The following is a 17258-nucleotide window of genomic DNA, read 5'->3' as shown; positions in this document are numbered from 1 at the left end:
ACGCGGGGTGGAGCAGCCCGGTAGCTCGTCAGGCTCATAACCTGAAGGCCGCAGGTTCAAATCCTGCCCCCGCAACCAAATCATCACAAAAGCCCCGCATAAACAATGCGGGGCTTTTGGCGTTTTAAGGGGGAACAAATAGTGGAGGGCTCTTTTGGTGTCAAAAAGACCAAAGCCTGAGCCATACCATGGTACTCAAAAGCGCCAGAGAACGCAGTGCCTGGCGTTTATTAAATACATCTAAAGAATTTGATGCCGAGATAGCTATACGGTATCAAGGTCCTTCGCCAACGAGATTTCAGATTGTGCAATGCCCGACGCGGTTAGTACCTCGCAGAGCGCTATAAGGCGCTCGTACTGACCTGAATCAGTACCTATCAACGTACATCAATGACTTGTTGACGAACCATAGTGTAATGACCTTTTTGATTTTTACTTAATAGGGGGCGCGCTCAGATGCGCGCGGTGCAATGCGATCGTTTCAGGGGATGTGCGCCTCTCTACGCTACGGCATGATCAGGGCCGGGCTTGAGGTGGCTGCTGTCCCCTTCGTTCGCTCGATATTCCCAAATGCCGCCGGACGCGGCGTGATTTTTACCTTGCATCATGTTCGCCCTGCGGTCGCGGAGCCCTTTTCCCCAAATGCACATCTGTCGGTCACACCGGAGTTTCTGGAAGAAGCGGTCAGCGCGGCGATCGGTGAAGGGCTAACGCCCGTTCATTTGCATGACCTGCCAGCTTTGCTTGCTGATAAGGGCGACAGGCGCAAATTTGTGGCGTTCACCCTTGATGATGGCTATCGCAACAACGCCACGTTCGCAGCGCCGATATTCGCGAAATTTTCTGTGCCTTATACGATCTTTATCAATCCCGGGTTTGTGGAACGGCAGCGCAGCGCATGGTGGGAAACTGCCGAAGCCTTGACGCGTAAAGCGTCGCGCTTCGCTTTCGATTTTGGCAGAGGGATGGTCGATGTTCGCTGCGAGACACTCAGTGCAAAGCTAGCAGCTTTTGATCGGCTCACAGACTTTGTTCAGGCTATCGATGAAGATGAAGCTGTGCGCCGGATCGATGCGGCAGCGCAGCTCCATGGCGTGGCACCAATGGCGATTGTCGAAGATCTGGTGATGGATGAAGGCGAGTTGCGCTTACTGGCGAACGACCCGTTGGTTTATTTTGGCGCGCATACGGTCAATCACGTCAATCTGCGTCGTGTGGGTAATGACAGGCTGCATCAGGAGATAGAACGCTCCGCTTCAGCAATTGAACGCTATGCCGGGCAGCGGCCGCGTTCTTTCTCTTATCCCTATGGCTGGCCGACTGCCGTTGGTGAACGAGAGACGTCCGCAGTTGCAGATGCAGGGTTTGCCGTTGGGGTGACCACCCAGCCGGGCGTGTTGAGCTGTGACAGCATTCAATCCCTTATGAGACTGCCGCGTGTGTCGCTGAACGGCTATTATCAGAAGAAGCGCTATGTGAAGGCGCTCATCTCCGGCGTTCCGTTCAAGTTCCTGAAAAACAACTGAGACAGTGGTTGCGGTTCGAGGCGGACTCAGACCGCTTATAAGCAAAAATCCCGGACGAAGCCGGGATTTTGAAAGCTAGACTGATCAGAAAACTGGAGCGGGCGAAGGGATTCGAACCCTCGACCCCAACCTTGGCAAGGTTGTGCTCTACCCCTGAGCTACACCCGCTCGCGCCAGTCGATTCTATCAAGAACCGATTCTGTCAGGCCCGCGCTATATGAACCAAGCAAAGAGAGATTGCAACAGGTCGGCACTGCTAATTTTGCATTGTTTTCAACGCATCCGACTGATCATGCAGTCATCAGGTTGCAGGCGCATTTACCGCACGCTGGATGCACTTCCCTCCATCACAGCCGGTGCATTCGGTGCCAGCGCATTGCAGGACGGAGCTGCTTCAGCCGTCTGCGATGTCGAAGCGACAACGTTTTCCTGTTCATATTTGTCGACCTTCATCGACTTGTTTTCGCGCCAGTTGCCGCGAAGATAAAGAACGCCCGCCATCAGCATGGTGGATAGCATGGCGACCGGAAAGCTGAGCCATAGTGCATCGACACCGAGCCAATCGCGCAAGCCAATCGCAACGCCGAGCCGAACCGGATACATTGATACGAAAAGGATGATGAGTGGCCAGATCACCTGCCCATTGGCGCGGACCGTTCCGAACAGGACCATGGAGACGCCAAAGGCGATGAAGCCCCAGGTTGCCATTTTGCCGATATGCTGGCCGATCGGGATCGCAGAACTGTCAGCGCCGAGAAATATCTCCATCGCCTGCCGGTCGGCCATGAGCAGGACAACCACAAGAACGCCGGTCATCAGGATCGCATAGAGCACACCGGTTCGGGTGATGTTGCTGACACGGTCCCAGTTGCCGGCGCCGATATTCTGGGCGGCCATGGCGCTGACCGCCGCGCCAAGCGCCATGGCTGGCATCTGCACATAGGTCCAAAGCTGCTGGGTTGCGCCGAAGGCAGCTGTCGTATCGACGCCTTCCTGATTGACCAGCCGCATCATGGTCAGCATAGCGCTAGAAACCACGATCATCTGGATTCCCATCGGCAGCCCCTTGCTGAAGATCAGTTTCAGCACTTTGAGGTCTGGTATGAGAAACCGCAGTTCCGCGCCTTTCAAACGCAAGGGGAGATCCTTGCGATAGATGTAGAACAGCATGGCTGCGAGGCTGATGTAATTTGCAACCGCAGTGGCGAGCGCCGAGCCGGATATGCCCAAGGCCGGGATCGGACCGATCCCGAGGATGAGCAGGGGATTGAAGACGATATCCAGGATGACCGCCAGCCCCATGAAAATCAAAGGCGTGATGGAGTCGCCGCTGCCGCGCAGGGCCATCATCAGGATTGTCTGCATGAGGATGGCAGGCATGGCCACGAAGGTGACTTGCAGGAAGGCGCGGGCCAGAGGCGCGATTATGTCCGGCGTGCCCAACAGTGTAAGGACATGCGGCGCCAGAAACCAGCCAGCAATGGAAACAAGTATGCTGATCGGCACGAAAGCGCCAAGCGTGGTGCCCGTGATGGCGCGCGCGGTTTCGAGATCGCGGCGCCCGAAAGACTGTCCGATCAGAATGGTCGATGCCATGCCGAAACCGAAGACAAAGGCCGTGAGCAGAAACATGACGAGATTGCCGTTTGTCGTGGCCGCCAACGCATCCGTTCCGAGCAAATGGCCGATCCAGATCGTATCGATGGAACCGTTTGCCGATTGCAGGATCGACGATCCAAGCGTCGGTAAGGCGAAGAGCAACAGCGCTTGATTGATCGGCGCTGTCGTCAGATCCATCTGTGTCTTCATACGCCCTCAATAATATTATGAATTACGTTTTACGAAATGCAGCGTTTCCAAATTAAACCGAATTATCAAAACTGCTACAGCTTTATTGTTCCGCATTGTCGGGGGCGACAAATCTGGCGGCTTTACGGCAAGATTTTATATAAGTTTAGCTTTGACGAATACATCGTAACGGGTGCTTTTGCCCAAGATTTGATGTGACGGCTTGCGCAAGCCCGCCATCGGTTCGGCGCGCAACGGCCACTTCAGCACCACGCGATTGACCGCCGCTTCGAGCGCCACCTGCATCAGCTTTTCCGCATCGGGATCAGTGCCGACAATCTCGCGGATCTGTCGCATTTCCTTTTTGACGAGCGCCGTGTTGCCGCGTGGCGGGTGCATCGGATCGACCAGCACCACCTGTGGCCGCAACGCTGGCAACAGCTCGCAGGAATCGCCGTGCAGCAAGGTCATGCGCGCCACCGTCTCAGCATATTGACCACCTTCTGCCGCGGCGCGCGCGAGGCCTTCCGCCAGCAAGGCATGCATTTTTTCCGAGCGCTCGATCAAGGTGACGCGAGCGCCAAGCGAAGCGAGCAGAAATGCGTCGCGTCCTAGACCCGCCGTCGCATCGGCAATCTCCGGTGTGACGCTGCCGGTAAAGCCGACGGCTTTGGCAAGCGCCTGCCCGCGTCCTTCGCCGGAACGAAACCGGTGGCCGACAGCACCGCCGACGAAATCGACAACCAGCTCCGATGTATCTATTTTCTGCGACATCTATGATCTCAACACAGGATCAGAACGGGCAAGGCGCGGTGAATGTCACGTCGCGCCCGTCGGGATGGCGGAAGGCTAGCTGTTCCGCATGCAGAAGCAAGCGGTCGGCTGCTGCCAGTGCCGCGCCGTCCGCATAAAACTCGTCGCCCAGAATGACATGGCCGATTGCCAGCATATGGACGCGCAATTGATGCGTGCGGCCAGTCAGGGGAGAGAGACGCAGGCGCGTGCTGTTTTCACCGCGGCTCAAGACCTGCCAGCGTGTCTGGGCCGGTTTGCCATGCTCGTGGTCGACCCGATGGCGCGGCTTGTTCTCGGGATCGATAGCCAGCGGCAGATCGATGAAACCTTCGTCGCTGTCCATATGTCCCCAGACTTTGGCAATGTAGGATTTTTCGGTCGTCCGGGCCTCGAACTGCGCTGCGACATAGGCGTGGGCTTTTTTGTTCAGCGACATCAGGACCAGACCGGACGTGTCCTTGTCCAGACGGTTGATCATCAGCGCGCGGGGAAACTGCTTTTGCACCCGCGTGGCAAGGCTGTCGGAGAGGGCGGGATGCCGACCGGGGACGGACAAAAGCCCGCTTGGCTTGTCCAGCACCAGAAGATCCGCATCGCTATGAATGATGGAGACATAGGGCTCCAGCGGCGGATTATAGATGGGGGCGACGGATGACAACACACTCATGCTGCCTTCTAGCATGGTTCATTGGGCACAGAGAAGTATTGCTGCGATGCTAGGTTATGGATTTCGATGAAGAAAATGGCGGAGAGGGTGTCCGCTAATTTTTCGATCTCAACCTATGCTATTCTCTATCAGGATATATCACAAGCCATTGTAATTTATAGTTATATAGCGTACGCATAGCACCACTTAATCTCAAGTCGTATCCTGCAATCTTACTCTTGCTGATGGGCTGGATGATGGGCTGAGAGCCCGTGTTGACTTATTAGCGGTGTTAGAATGATCAGCGATGCAAAAGCGAGAAAAATAAAGCCAACCGATAAGCCGATATGCGACACTTCGGTAAAAGGTCTTTATCTGATACCCTCAGCTAATATTGGCGCTGGCAAATGGATCTTTCGCTTTACATCGCCTGAAACGCGAAAGCGCCGTGATATGGGACTTGGCAGTTACCCGACGGTTTCTATCAAGGCTGCAAGGGACCTTGCGTGGATTGCACGACAGATGGTCGAAGTCGGTAAAGATCCGCTTGAAGAGCGTAAACGTGAAGATGAGCAGAAACGTGTTCTGAGCGATATGCCGACATTCGAGAGCGCAGCGCGAATAGTTCATTCGCAAGCTTCCCCCGGCTTTCGAAACCAAAAGCATATTGATCAATGGATAAACACCTTGGTGGAATACGTCTTTCCAAAGATAGGCAGTAAAAAGGTTGATGAGATTACGGTAAGTCATTTTGCTGATTGTCTACGACCTATATGGCTTGAAAAGCCTGAAACGGCCTCACGTGTAAAACAGCGTTGCGATAAAGTTATGCAGTGGTGTGCTGCCCATGGATTTATTGTGGCAAGTCCCGTTGGTGTGGTTGAACAGCTTCTTCCCCAGCAGCCTAGCAAGCGTCATCGCGTGGATCACCACCCAGCCGTATCATGGCGATCATTACCAGCGATTTACGCTGATAAGATTGCTCGGGGTAACGTCAGCGACACAAAGTTGATGCTGGAGATCCTCATTTTGACTGCTACGCGTTCAGGCGAAATCCGATTGATGATGTGGGATGAGGTCGATTTTGATAAATCGATATGGACTATCCCTGCGTCACGAATGAAAGCGAAGGTCGCTCATCGTGTGCCTTTGACGTCTCGTGTCGTAGAAATACTCCGATATAAACAGCAAAATGCATTATCGAACAATTCATTGGTCTTCGCATCGCGCAAGGGTACGCCATATAGCGATATGATTTTAACTAAGTTTTTGCGCGATCAGGAAGTTGAAAGCGATGCACCGAAGCGAATAGCGACTGCTCATGGATTTAGATCGACCTTCCGAGACTGGGCTTCCGAAAGTGGTTATCCTCGTGATGTTGCGGAGCGCGCTTTGGCGCATACGATAGGCAGCGCAACGGAAGCTGCTTATCACCGTACAGATTTGCTAGATAAGAGACGTGAGATGATGAATGCTTGGCAAAAATTTGTGCTGAGCGTGAAATAAAAGCGATAGAGTACCCGAACGCTATTCGAATGTGAATTGGAGCGGATGTGCTTTGGTGGGGCGTTGCGCTAATAAGCCTGGAATTATTTATCGATTTCTACCGTAGCTTGAAGATCAATAGTTTACAGTGATTCGGCTGATGAACTAGCGTCGATTTCAAAGAAACAAAATGATTCGAAATCGGTGCCATGTCAAAAGAAGCGACCAGTGACCTCAATTTCTCAACGGAGCTTTTTAAGGCTGCGGATAAGCTCAGGGGCAATTTGGAGCCGTCCGAATATAAACACGTGGCGCTTGGCCTCATCTTCCTGAAATACATATCCGACGCCTTCGATGGCCTCCATGCCAAGCTGGAAGCAGACGAATATGCTGACGCTGAAGATCCGGAGGAGTATCTCGCCGAGAACGTCTTCTGGGTGCCGAAAGAGGCCCGTTGGGGCCATCTTCAAGCCAATGCCAAGCGGCCGGAGATCGGCAAGCTGATCGATGAGGCAATGGAGGCGATTGAGCGCTTCCCGTCGAACGAGGGGCTAAAGGGCGTTCTGCCGAAGAACTATGCTCGCCCGACGCTGAACAAGACCATGCTGGGCGAGCTTATTGACCTCTTCTCCAACATCGGCCTGCATGACAGCAAGGACACGGCCAAGGATCTGCTGGGTCGGGTCTACGAGTATTTTCTCTCGGGCTTTGCCAGTTCCGAAGGCAAGCGCGGCGGCGAGTTCTTCACGCCCCGTTCTGTGGTGCGCACCCTGGTGGAGATGCTGGAGCCTTATAAGGGCCGCGTTTATGACCCCTGCTGCGGCTCTGGCGGCATGTTCGTGCAGTCGGAAAAGTTCATCGAGGAACACGGTGGACGGCGCAATGACATTGCCGTCTACGGCCAGGAGATCAACCACACCACCTGGCGTCTGGCCAAGATGAACCTCGCCGTGCAGGGCATAGATGCCGATATCCGCTGGAACAACGAGGGCAGTTTTCATCGTGATGAACTGCCGGACCTGAAGGCAGATTTCATCCTCGCCAATCCGCCCTTCAATATTTCCGATTGGGGCGGCGAGCGGCTGGCGGAGGATGCCCGCTGGAAATTCGGCAGGCCGCCGAGCGGCAACGCCAACTTCGGCTGGCTGCAGCATATCATCCATCACCTTGCCCCGCGCGGCACGGCAGGCGTGGTGCTGGCCAATGGCTCCATGTCTTCCCAGCAATCGGGCGAAGGCGAGATCCGCAAGGCGATGATCGAGGCGGATCAGGTGGATTGCATGGTTGCCCTGCCGGGGCAGCTTTTCTATTCCACCCAGATCCCCGCCTGCCTCTGGATCCTGGCCCGCGACAAGAGCGCCAATGGCCACCGCGACCGGCGCGGCGAAATCCTCTTCATCGATGCTCGCAAGCTGGGCTTCATGGTGGACCGTGTGCGCCGCGAGTTCACGGCAGAGGACGTCGACAAGATCGCGGGTGCCTATCACCGCTGGCGCTCGAAGTCGGAAACGCGGGCAAAGAACGGCTGGGCGGATTATGCGGACGAGCCGGGTTTCTGCAAATCCGCTAGCCTGGAGGAGGTGCGTGACAGAGGGTATGTCTTGACCCCCGGACGCTTCGTGGGAGCCGAAGACGTTGAAGATGACGGGATCACTTTTAACGAGCGCATTTCCTCACTGAAGTCGCAGCTTGAAGAACAGTTTTCTGCGGCTAGAAGCGTCGAAGAGCGTATCCGCCGCAATCTGAGCTTAGTGCAGTCATGACGGCAAATACGAAACGCAAGCTTGGTGGACGCGAGGCGACCAGCGCTAGGATCGACGGTGATTTCGCCTTAGCAGTGGGAAAGCCTGACCGCTCACCACCCAGTAGATGGGAATGGAGGCTGCTTACAGACCTAGCCCGTCTGGAAAGTGGACACACTCCGAGCAGAAAAAAACCGGAATATTGGGGTGGGGATATACCTTGGATAGGTATAAGGGACGCTACGGGCAATCATGGTCGGACGATCTATGAAACGAAGGAATACACGAACGAACATGGCATAGCTAATTCAGCTGCGCGTGTGCTGCCTCCAAATACAGTTTGCTTGTCGCGTACCGCTTCCGTGGGTTATGTCGTCGTCATGGGGCGACCGATGGCAACCAGCCAGGACTTTGTGAACTGGTCGTGTTCTAAAGATCTGGAAGCCACATTCCTGAAGTATGCACTTATCGCCGAGGGAGATGCCCTCCTTCGGTTCGCGAGTGGCTCTGTGCATCAGACGATCTACTTCCCGGAAGTAAAATCCTTCTACATTGCGACACCGCCGTTAAGAGAGCAGCGCGCGATCGCAGAGGTTCTCGGCTCCCTAGACGACAAGATCGAACTGAATCGGCGGATGAACGAGACGCTGGAGGCGATGGCGCAAGCGATCTTCCGTGACTGGTTCGTGGATTTCGGCCCCACCCGCCGTAAGCTGGAAGGCGCAACCGATCCCCTCACCATCATGGGCGGCCTCGTGCAGGACACCGAGCGGGCACAAGCCCTTGCTCATCTGTTCCCCGATAAGATTGGAGACGACGGGCTGCCCGCTGGGTGGGAGGAAAGGCAGGTAGGAGACGTTACACTTCTACTGAGAAGAGGCCTTGCGCCCTCCTATTCTGATGAGGGAATTCTAGTTATCAATCAGAAGTGCATACGCAATAAGGCTGTCAATCTTGCTCTCGCTCGACGGCACGATGCGGCGAAAAGACCGGCTAATGACAGACTTCTTGAAGAATATGACGTGGTGGTGAATTCCACCGGAGTTGGCACTCTCGGTCGCGTGGCTACAGTGCGAGGGCTTAAACAGGCGGCAACTGCAGATAGTCACGTCACTATCTGCAGGGCCGACACTTCAAAGGTTTCTAAGCTAGTCCTGTCACTTTTCATGGAAGGACAGGAAGCGCTTATTGAGACCTTGGGGCACGGATCTACTGGTCAGACGGAACTTAGCCCAGCGTCGCTTTCTGCGATGGTATTTCCCGTTGCACCGGAACCAGTGCAGTTGGCATTTGAAAGCTTGGTGATGCCGCTGCGTGACTTAGTAACTTCCAATTCCGAACAGTCATTGACCCTTGCGGAAACCCGCGACCTTCTCCTCCCCAAGCTTATGTCCGGCGAAATCTGCCTGTCGGAGGCCGAAGTTTTGGCGGAGCCGGCACATTGAAGTCCTCTGGTAAATCTCTTTGCAGAACCTTTCAGGAGCTCGGGGATGATGTTTCCAGAAATCTGCATCTGGCGTATGGGTCGGCAATTTCTTACAGCGAAGAAACCATCACGGAGAGCACGTTGCTGGAGATATGGCGTCGCCACTCCACAGAAGTGAACATCAGAACTTATACAAAGCGACAAGAGGCACGCAACGGCGCTGATTGGGAATGGCACCTGATAGGCCTAAAATATACGCTGAAGATGCGGGTACAGGCAAAACGCCTGCCTAAAAATACCCTGCAGTTCCCAGGGCTTTTTACCTATAAGGCGAAGTCGGCACCGCACCCGCAGATCGACATGCTGATCGCAGAAGCCAAGCGTGATCGACTGCTGCCAATCCTATGTTTTTACTCAGAGGAAAGCGCAAAATCGCGTTGGCGCAAGTCAGTCATGTCGTCCCGTTACGAGGTGGGATGCTTGATTGGCGATGCCCGCAGAATCAAGAGACACGGCTATCAAGATATTGCTTCGTTGGAAGCGCGATGTGTGCCTTGGCATTTCCTAGTATGTTCCCAACAAGGAAGACGTCTGTTCTTTCCAAGTGTGGGAAAACTTAATGGTCAAACGCAAATGCGTGACGGAAAGATTCCCACCTACATCGTTCCGACCGACGAATACTTCTCACAGCCCACTCGAGAGGCAGATGGCGAATACGGCCCGATAGGATTGGTGACATTGGATTGTCGAAATCTGTGAAGCCGGCCTGGGATCAACGAATTTTATGAAGGATCGATTTGCATCATGAAAATCAGCAGCATTCTGGAAAAGATCGACGAACGACAGCTTTTCGTGCCGGCCTTCCAGCGCGAATATGTGTGGAAGAAGAAGGATGCTAAGCTGCTGATCGACTCGATGATCAAGGGCTATCCGACAGGCACCATCCTCACCTGGGATACCAACCAGCCGCCTGAGTTGAAGGGTGCGCACGTTTATGATCCACTCCAGGGGGCGATCAAGATTCTGCTCGATGGCCAGCAGCGCGTCACGACGCTGTACATGCTGATCCGCGGCGAGCTGCCGCCTTACTACACTCTCGAAGAGATCACAGAAGATACGCGGGGACTGCAGGTAAATATCGAAACACTGGAGATTGAGTATTACAACAAGAGGATGGAGACTGACCCGCGTTGGCTGGCCATCACGGAGATATTTCGGAAAAAGGTACTTCCTTTTGAAGTTGAGGACCGTCTACTTTCATCTGGTAGAGAACTGAGCCGCGATGACAGAAAGAAGATTGCCCAACACTTTCAGACCATTCAGGCGGTATTAGATCGGGATTTTCCAGAGCAAAACATCCCAATTAAGGCTTCACTGCGCGAAGCGATTGATATCTTCTATATCGTCAATGCTGGCGGCGTGGCGTTGACGGACGCCGAACTCGCGTTGGCTCAAATCTCCGGATACTGGCCTCAGGCTCGCGAGGCCTTCAAAAAGAAGCTCGACGCGCTGAGGAGGAACGGCTTCATCTTCAAGCTGGATTTCATCGTCTACGCGTTGCTGGCCATTCTGCATCAGGGCGGCTCCGATATGCGTAAACTGCACTCGGTCGACAATAACGATGCGATACGAGATGTCTGGAAGGCGCTCGATGAAAAGGTTCTGGACTATGTGGCGAACCTGTTGCGTGGCCATGCGTTCGTTGACCATACCGACGAGATCAACTCGATTTATGCAGTCATTCCAATCGTCGCATACTGCTACTGGATGAACTGCAATCTTAGCCACAACGACCTCCAGAAGGTTGTGAAGTGGTTTTACTATTCTCAGGTTCGCCGACGCTACGTCAGTCAGCTTCCACAGAAGCTTGATCACGATCTCAAGATTGTCGCGACATCAGAAATGCCATTCGATCGGCTGCTGGATGTAATCCGTGAGGATCGTGGCGGCAACATCGCGATCACCCCTGATGAATTTGTTGGCAGTGCGGTCCAAAACCCTTTGTTCGGCTTGTTGCGCTGGCATCTGAAAAGCCGGGGTGCAAAGTGCCTCACGACAGGCGTCTCCATTCACCAACCGATGGGCGAGAAATACAAGCTAGAATACGATCATATTTTCGCTTTCGCAAACTTGAAGGCAGCTGGATATGGTCAGGAGAACAGGCTTCGCTATCAACTAGCGCAGGAACTGACAAACCGTGCAATTCTTACTCAGACTGCCAACAGATCCAAGGGTGCGAAGGAAACAGAGGGCTATCTCTTGGGCGTTGCACAGAATCAGCCAAACGCGCTTGGCCTGCAGCTCATCCCTGAAGACAAGGAACTTTGGCAAGTAGACAATTACGAGCTCTTCCTGAAGACCCGCCGCAAGATGCTTGCCGAAAGCCTGAACTTATGGCTCGAGGGGTTGGCTGAGACCCATGCAGTTGCAGAAAAAGTCTCGCTCGAGGATATGATCATCGAAGGTGAGAACGAAGAGGTCGAGTTCAAGCAGACTTTGCGTTGGGACATCAAGCTTGGAAATGTGAATAAGGAACTGGAGGCCGTGATTATGAAAACGATTGCTGCCTTCGCGAATGCTCATGGTGGCACGCTTCTGATCGGCGTTGCCGACAGTGGCGAGATTAAGGGTCTGGACAATGACTATAAATCGCTAAACGGAGGCAATCGCGATAAGTTCGAACTCCATCTAAAGACCCTGATTATCAATACGTTCGGCGAGGCCTTTGCTGCAACCAAGCTCAAGCTTGCCTTTCCTGAAGTTGACGAGAAGGAAATCTGCCGCGTCGAAATCCTGTCGGCCAACAAGCCGATCTATGTCAAGTTGGCAGACAAGGGGGGAGCAGCGCAGGATCGATTTTACGTCCGCAACGGCAATTCTTCGCGTGAAATGACTGGCGACCAAGCCATCACCTACATCAAGGAGCGCTTCGTCTAAGAGCGGGGGGGAAGTTTAATGGAAGATACTCTCTATCAGCAAGCTTCGATGACACCTTCGGGTTTCTCCGAAGGCCTTGTCGAAGAAGTCGTTCTAGCGATCTTTCACGACCTTGGATACCTCTACTATCCCTCGCAGGTCATTTCCCCGGATGGGACCGCCCCGGCCCGTATGGCCTATGGCGATGTGCTGCTTTCGAATGTGCTTGCCGCCGCCGTCGAACATCTGAACCCAAACATTCCGGCTGACGCCCGTGAACAGGCGATCCGCCAGCTTTCAATTACCGAAACGCCGTCGCTGGTCGAGGAAAACCGCCGTATTCATCGCTTGATTACGGAAGGTGTCGATGTGGAATTCGGCATCGGCGATGGGGAGGTGAAGGGCGACAAGGTTTGGCTGATCGACTTCGATCACCCGGAGAATAACGACTTTTGGGTTACCAATCAGTTCACCGTGGCCGAGGGCAAATACACAAGGCGGCCCGATGTCATGATCTTCATCAACGGCTTGCCGCTTGGCATCATCGAGCTGAAAAATGCGGCCAGCGAAAACGCCACGATCCATGAAGCTTATAACCAGCTTCAGACCTACAAGGAGCAGATCCCCTCGCTGTTTCGCACCAATGCGGTAATGGTGGCGTCTGACGGGATGCTGGCGCGGATCGGCTCGTTGACGGCAGATGAAGAGCGTTTCATGCCCTGGCGATCCGTGACCGGCGCAGAGGGGGATTTCACGCCTCACGGCCCCTACGAGATGGATACGCTGCTCAGGGGCGTCTTCGACAAGGAGCGCTTCCTCGCGCTTATCCGCGACTTCACCGTGTTTGGCGATCGGGGCGAGGGGCCGTTCAAAATCCTTGGCGGCTATCACCAGTTCCATGGCGCCCGCAAAGCCATCACCAGCGCGATCGAGGCTGTGAAGCCAGAAGGGGATCGCAGGATTGGTGTGATCTGGCACACCCAAGGCTCCGGCAAGAGCTTGCTGATGGCCTTTCTTGGTGGCCTGATTGTCCGCTCGCGCGAGCTGGAAAATCCCACGCTGATCGTGCTGACCGATCGCAATGATCTGGATGATCAGCTTTTTGGCACCTTCAGCCTCTGCAAGGACCTGATCCGCCAGACGCCGGAGCAGGCCGATAGCCGAGACGATTTGCGCAAGCTGCTGAACCGGGCGTCCGGTGGCGTGATCTTCACGACCGTGCAGAAGTTCACACCGGAAAAGGGGGAAGAAGTGTTTCCGGTGCTGACCGAGCGCCATAACGTCATCGTCATGGCCGACGAAGCACACCGCAGCCAGTACGGCTTTGACGCCAAGCTGAACCGAGAGACCGGTGAACGTCGCTATGGCTACGCCCACTATATCCGTCAGGCGCTGCCGAACGCCTCCTTCATGGGCTTCACAGGAACGCCAATTGAAGCAGCGGATGTGAACACGCCTGCCATCTTCGGCAAATATATCGACATCTACGATATCAGCCGTGCGGTGGAAGATGGGGCGACCGTTCCGATCTACTACGAGAGCCGTCTTGCCCGGATCGAGCTGAACGAGGATGAGAAGCCGAAGATTGACGCCGAGATCGAGGCCATGCTCGAAGATGAAGGCCTGACGGAACAGGAAAAGCAGAAGGCGCAATGGACGACGGTCGAGCGATTGGTCGGTTCGAAGAAGCGATTGGCTCAGGTTGCTGCCGATCTTGTGGAGCATCTGGAAAAGCGTATTGAGGGTTTGCCCGGCAAGGCCATGACCGTCTGCATGAGCCGCCGCATCTGTGTCGATCTCTACAAGGAGATCGTGGCGCTCCGGCCCGAATGGCATTCAGATGATGACGACAAGGGGGCGATCAAGATTGTCATGACCGGATCGGCCTCCGATCCACTCGACTGGCAGCCGCATATCGGCAACAAGAAACGTCGCGACGATCTAGCTAAGCGAGCGCGTAGGCTCGATGATCCCCTGAAGTTGGTTATTGTCCGCGATATGTGGCTGACGGGCTTTGACGCACCCTGTATGCATACCATGTACATCGACAAGCCAATGCGTGGTCATGGGCTGATGCAGGCCATTGCTCGGGTGAACCGTGTGTTGAATGAGAAGCCGGGCGGCTTGGTGGTTGACTATATCGGCATCGCTACCAACTTAAAGAAGGCGCTCGCCCAGTATTCGCAGTCCGACCGAGACAAGACGGGGATTGATGAAGAGGAAGCCATTGCCGTTCTGCTGGAGAAATACGAGATCGTCCGGGGAATGTTTGCCGGGCACAATTACAGTCTCGGCGTGACTGGAAAGCCAGTGGAGCGCCTGAAGGCGCTGGCGGACGGCATCGACTGGATCTTGAAATGGCAACAGGTTGAGGCCGCCAAGGTGGAGAGCGCAGAGGCCAAGAAACAGGCGCATCGCCGTTATCAGGATGCTGTTCTTGAACTCAGCAAAGCCTATGCCTTGGCCTCTGCTAGCGATGCCGCAGCCGAGATCCGCGATGAGGTCGGCTTCTTCCAGGCTGTACGCGCTGCCCTGGTGAAAACAACGGCCACCGGCAAGATGTCCGACAAGGCCAAGTCACTCGCCGTCGAGCAGCTTCTTGATCAGGCCGTGGCCAATGCAGAGATCGTAGACATCCTGAAGGCAGCTGGGCTGCAATCACCCGACATTTCTGTCCTGTCTGATCAGTTCCTGTTGGATGTCCAGAAGATGGAGAAGAAGAACCTAGCGCTTGAGGCGCTTAAGAAGCTGCTGAACGGAGAGATCAAGAGCCGATCAAAAACAAACGTGGTTCAGTCTAAAGCTTTCTCTAAGCGGTTGGAGGAAGCTGTCGCTCGCTACCATGCCAATGCTATTTCTACTGTAGAAATGATTCAGGAGCTGATCGCTCTCGCCAAAGAAATGCAGGCATCCGCATCGCGTGGTGAAGAGTTGGGCTTATCATCGGAAGAGATAGCTTTTTACGATGCGCTCGCCGAGAATGAGACGGCTGTTGATGTAATGGGGAGCGAACAGCTCCGGGTCATTGCTCATGAATTGGTTGAGCAAATGCGCAATTCGGCAACGGTTGATTGGCAACGTAAAGCAAGTGCGCGAGCAAAAATGCGCATTTTAGTGAAGCGTATCCTTAAACGATTTGGATATCCGCCTGATTTGGAACTTGAGGCAGTTCAGACTGTTTTGGCACAGGCCGAATTACTTCTGAATGAAGTCTCGAAACATAGCTGAGCTTTTGCTGGACGGCATGAGTGTTCGTATCAGTCCCATATTGGTAACGGCGCGGCTGCACTTCTATTGCTATCAACAAGCCACATAATGCGAATGCTGCCAACGAGATAAGCCTCTAGGTCGATCATCCCGTTCGCTCACTATGCAATCTTCGCCTTTTCTAAGTCGAATATTGCAGCGGTCGAAGGGATACCGAGTATCATCATCTTAGATTTAGGGTCAGCTTTTGCAATTTTACGGACGATAAAGCATTGATAATCTTCAATCTGGACTGAGATGAATTTGTCCAAGTGCTCGAAGGGTTGGCGCTGATTGCAGAACGCGAAGGACTTTTGCCAACCGTACACACGTTTCCCCAGCGCATCCAAGGTTGCGCTCTGCGATTGCTTGGGGTTCAGGTTGCTGTCTTTACGCAGTGCCTCGGTGATGGCGGACTTCGAGGATGCGAGTGCCTCTCGAATGCTGCGCTTTATGTTTTCTAACGATTTGGCACTTGGTACACAACGTTTAGGTTGAAGCGTGCAGCCCAGAAAAGTAATCGCCTTGCTGCACTCTCCCTGTGCCGCCTTGTCAGGCCCGTCTGCAGGAGAGTATAGGCCGAAGCCAAAATCTGTCAGAACCTTCTCAGCATATGCCCTGGCTGCATCAAGTGCTGCCTGATCGGCTGACACCATAAGGATGTCGTCAATGTATCTTACAGCCGTCACGCCCATTCGGTTCAACTGTTGGTCCATATCGTAGAGCAACATGTTACCAGCAAATGCCGATAGAGAAGAACCTTGAGCAACGCCGATACCGCCCTTTGGGAAAAGGTGAGTGTAGCCGATAAGCTCATCCTCGTTTCCCAAGTGAACCTCAAGCGCCTTTGAGAACAATTCAACAAGCGCGTCATCGCCGGTTTCGCGTCTGACAAACGCTACCACCTTGTCGGTGGGAATTTTCGTGAAGAAGGCGCGAATATCCGATTGAAAGAAGTACTTCGCGCCGTTGTCCATGGCTGACATAATTGTCTTTATTGCGGGATGGACGCCGCCATACGGGTAAATGAGGCCTCCTACACCGTACTTTGAAACGTTAACGTCATTGATCTGACCAAGCCGTTCGTCACGAATGGTTTCAAAGCGCGTATCTGGATCACGCAAATCTCGTGCATGCCTTGGCTGTAGAACTTGCAGAATTGCCCTCTGTACGACACGGTTTTGTATAGTGGATATTGCAATAGGTCGTGGGTCTTTTTTTGCAGCAAGGCGTTTTCGCTTATCCTTCAAAATACCCTCAACGGGATCAAAGGAGAGCTTTCCAGAGCGTAGTTGGCTGATAATCCGCTTCAGGTGCCGTTGGTGCGCATGTTCAAATTCAGAGGCCTTACCCCGAATGTCAGGGTTGCCTGAAGTCAGTGCGCTTCGCTTCACGTGCCGCCAAGCTGAAAAGATATTTTGTTCGCTTCTGACCTCTTCAAAAAGTGTCTTCGTCATGTTCTTCGTTCGGGTCCTCCGCTCATACAATCCCGACCGTTGACTGATACCCATCCACTGCGCACGGCATGGCCGCGACTACAGACACCTCAGCGGAAACTTCCACCTTGGCTAGGTCTCCGTGGCGCACGATCCGCATGGAAAGGTCCAGCTTCACGTCGGACGCCATGGCGACCATGGACGCTGCGGCGAGCACAAGCAAAATTGCACGTACGCCGGTAAGCCAGCTCA

General features: G+C 54.1%; 11 protein-coding genes and 2 tRNA genes. 8 read left to right on the top strand and 5 right to left on the bottom strand.

The genetic code is table 11. The features are described 5' to 3' along the window. Window position 1 precedes the first annotated feature (1 nt). A tRNA-Met gene (locus tag FIC94_RS20495) sits at window positions 2-78 on the top strand. 392 nt (window positions 79-470) lie between these two features. Further along, window positions 471-1526 carry a polysaccharide deacetylase family protein gene (locus FIC94_RS20490; RefSeq protein ID WP_140026229.1) on the top strand — a complete coding sequence of 352 codons (1056 nt, stop codon included), beginning with the start codon at window positions 471-473 and terminating at the stop codon, window positions 1524-1526. 93 nt (window positions 1527-1619) lie between these two features. Here FIC94_RS20490 and FIC94_RS20485 read toward each other — a convergent pair. The 4 genes from FIC94_RS20485 to FIC94_RS20470 all read right to left on the bottom strand — a co-directional run bounded on the left by FIC94_RS20485 (window position 1620) and on the right by FIC94_RS20470 (window position 4776). Then, window positions 1620-1694: transfer RNA gene (locus tag FIC94_RS20485), tRNA-Gly, on the bottom strand. A gap of 150 nt (window positions 1695-1844) precedes the next feature. After that, window positions 1845-3335: an MATE family efflux transporter gene (locus tag FIC94_RS20480; RefSeq protein WP_140026228.1), complete on the bottom strand. Its 1491-nt coding sequence runs from the start codon at window positions 3333-3335 to the stop codon at window positions 1845-1847. A 135-nt stretch (window positions 3336-3470) separates the two neighbouring features. Continuing rightward, window positions 3471-4088 (bottom strand): class I SAM-dependent methyltransferase, encoded by a 618-nt coding sequence (locus FIC94_RS20475; RefSeq protein WP_140026227.1) that lies wholly within the window; start codon window positions 4086-4088, stop codon window positions 3471-3473. A gap of 19 nt (window positions 4089-4107) precedes the next feature. Beyond that, the gene (locus FIC94_RS20470) at window positions 4108-4776 is read right to left on the bottom strand and encodes a pseudouridine synthase (RefSeq protein WP_140026226.1); all 669 of its coding nucleotides are present in this window, start codon (window positions 4774-4776) and stop codon (window positions 4108-4110) included. Between the two features lie 276 nt (window positions 4777-5052). Between FIC94_RS20470 and FIC94_RS20465 the strand changes: the two genes are divergently transcribed. The 6 genes from FIC94_RS20465 (at window position 5053) to FIC94_RS20440 (ending at window position 15552) form a co-directional block, all read left to right on the top strand. Then, a complete protein-coding gene (locus FIC94_RS20465; protein WP_140026225.1) occupies window positions 5053-6261 on the top strand; it encodes a tyrosine-type recombinase/integrase in 1209 nt (402 codons plus the stop codon). A 188-nt stretch (window positions 6262-6449) separates the two neighbouring features. Continuing rightward, window positions 6450-8003, top strand: coding sequence for a class I SAM-dependent DNA methyltransferase (locus tag FIC94_RS20460; protein WP_140026224.1), 1554 nt, complete (start codon window positions 6450-6452; stop codon window positions 8001-8003). Beyond that, on the top strand, window positions 8000-9427 hold the full coding sequence (locus tag FIC94_RS20455; RefSeq protein WP_140026223.1) for a restriction endonuclease subunit S: 1428 nt from the start codon (window positions 8000-8002) through the stop codon (window positions 9425-9427). The genes FIC94_RS20460 and FIC94_RS20455 overlap by 4 nt, the downstream gene beginning before the upstream one ends. Next, window positions 9424-10167 carry a DUF6615 family protein gene (locus FIC94_RS20450; RefSeq protein WP_140026222.1) on the top strand — a complete coding sequence of 248 codons (744 nt, stop codon included), beginning with the start codon at window positions 9424-9426 and terminating at the stop codon, window positions 10165-10167. The genes FIC94_RS20455 and FIC94_RS20450 overlap by 4 nt, the downstream gene beginning before the upstream one ends. Before the next feature lie 45 nt (window positions 10168-10212). Further along, window positions 10213-12345, top strand: a complete 2133-nt coding sequence (locus FIC94_RS20445; protein WP_140026221.1) for a GmrSD restriction endonuclease domain-containing protein — start codon at window positions 10213-10215, stop codon at window positions 12343-12345. A gap of 18 nt (window positions 12346-12363) precedes the next feature. After that, window positions 12364-15552, top strand: a complete 3189-nt coding sequence (locus FIC94_RS20440; protein WP_140026220.1) for a type I restriction endonuclease subunit R — start codon at window positions 12364-12366, stop codon at window positions 15550-15552. A gap of 140 nt (window positions 15553-15692) precedes the next feature. Here the strand turns inward: FIC94_RS20440 and FIC94_RS20435 are convergent, their stop codons facing one another. Continuing rightward, on the bottom strand, window positions 15693-17027 hold the full coding sequence (locus FIC94_RS20435) for a reverse transcriptase domain-containing protein (protein WP_140026219.1): 1335 nt from the start codon (window positions 17025-17027) through the stop codon (window positions 15693-15695). Window positions 17028-17258 lie beyond the last annotated feature (231 nt).

It is taken from the genome of Ochrobactrum teleogrylli, assembly GCF_006376685.1.
GTDB classification, from domain to species: domain Bacteria; phylum Pseudomonadota; class Alphaproteobacteria; order Rhizobiales; family Rhizobiaceae; genus Brucella; species Brucella teleogrylli.
This window is presented reverse-complemented; position numbering and strand designations above follow the sequence as displayed.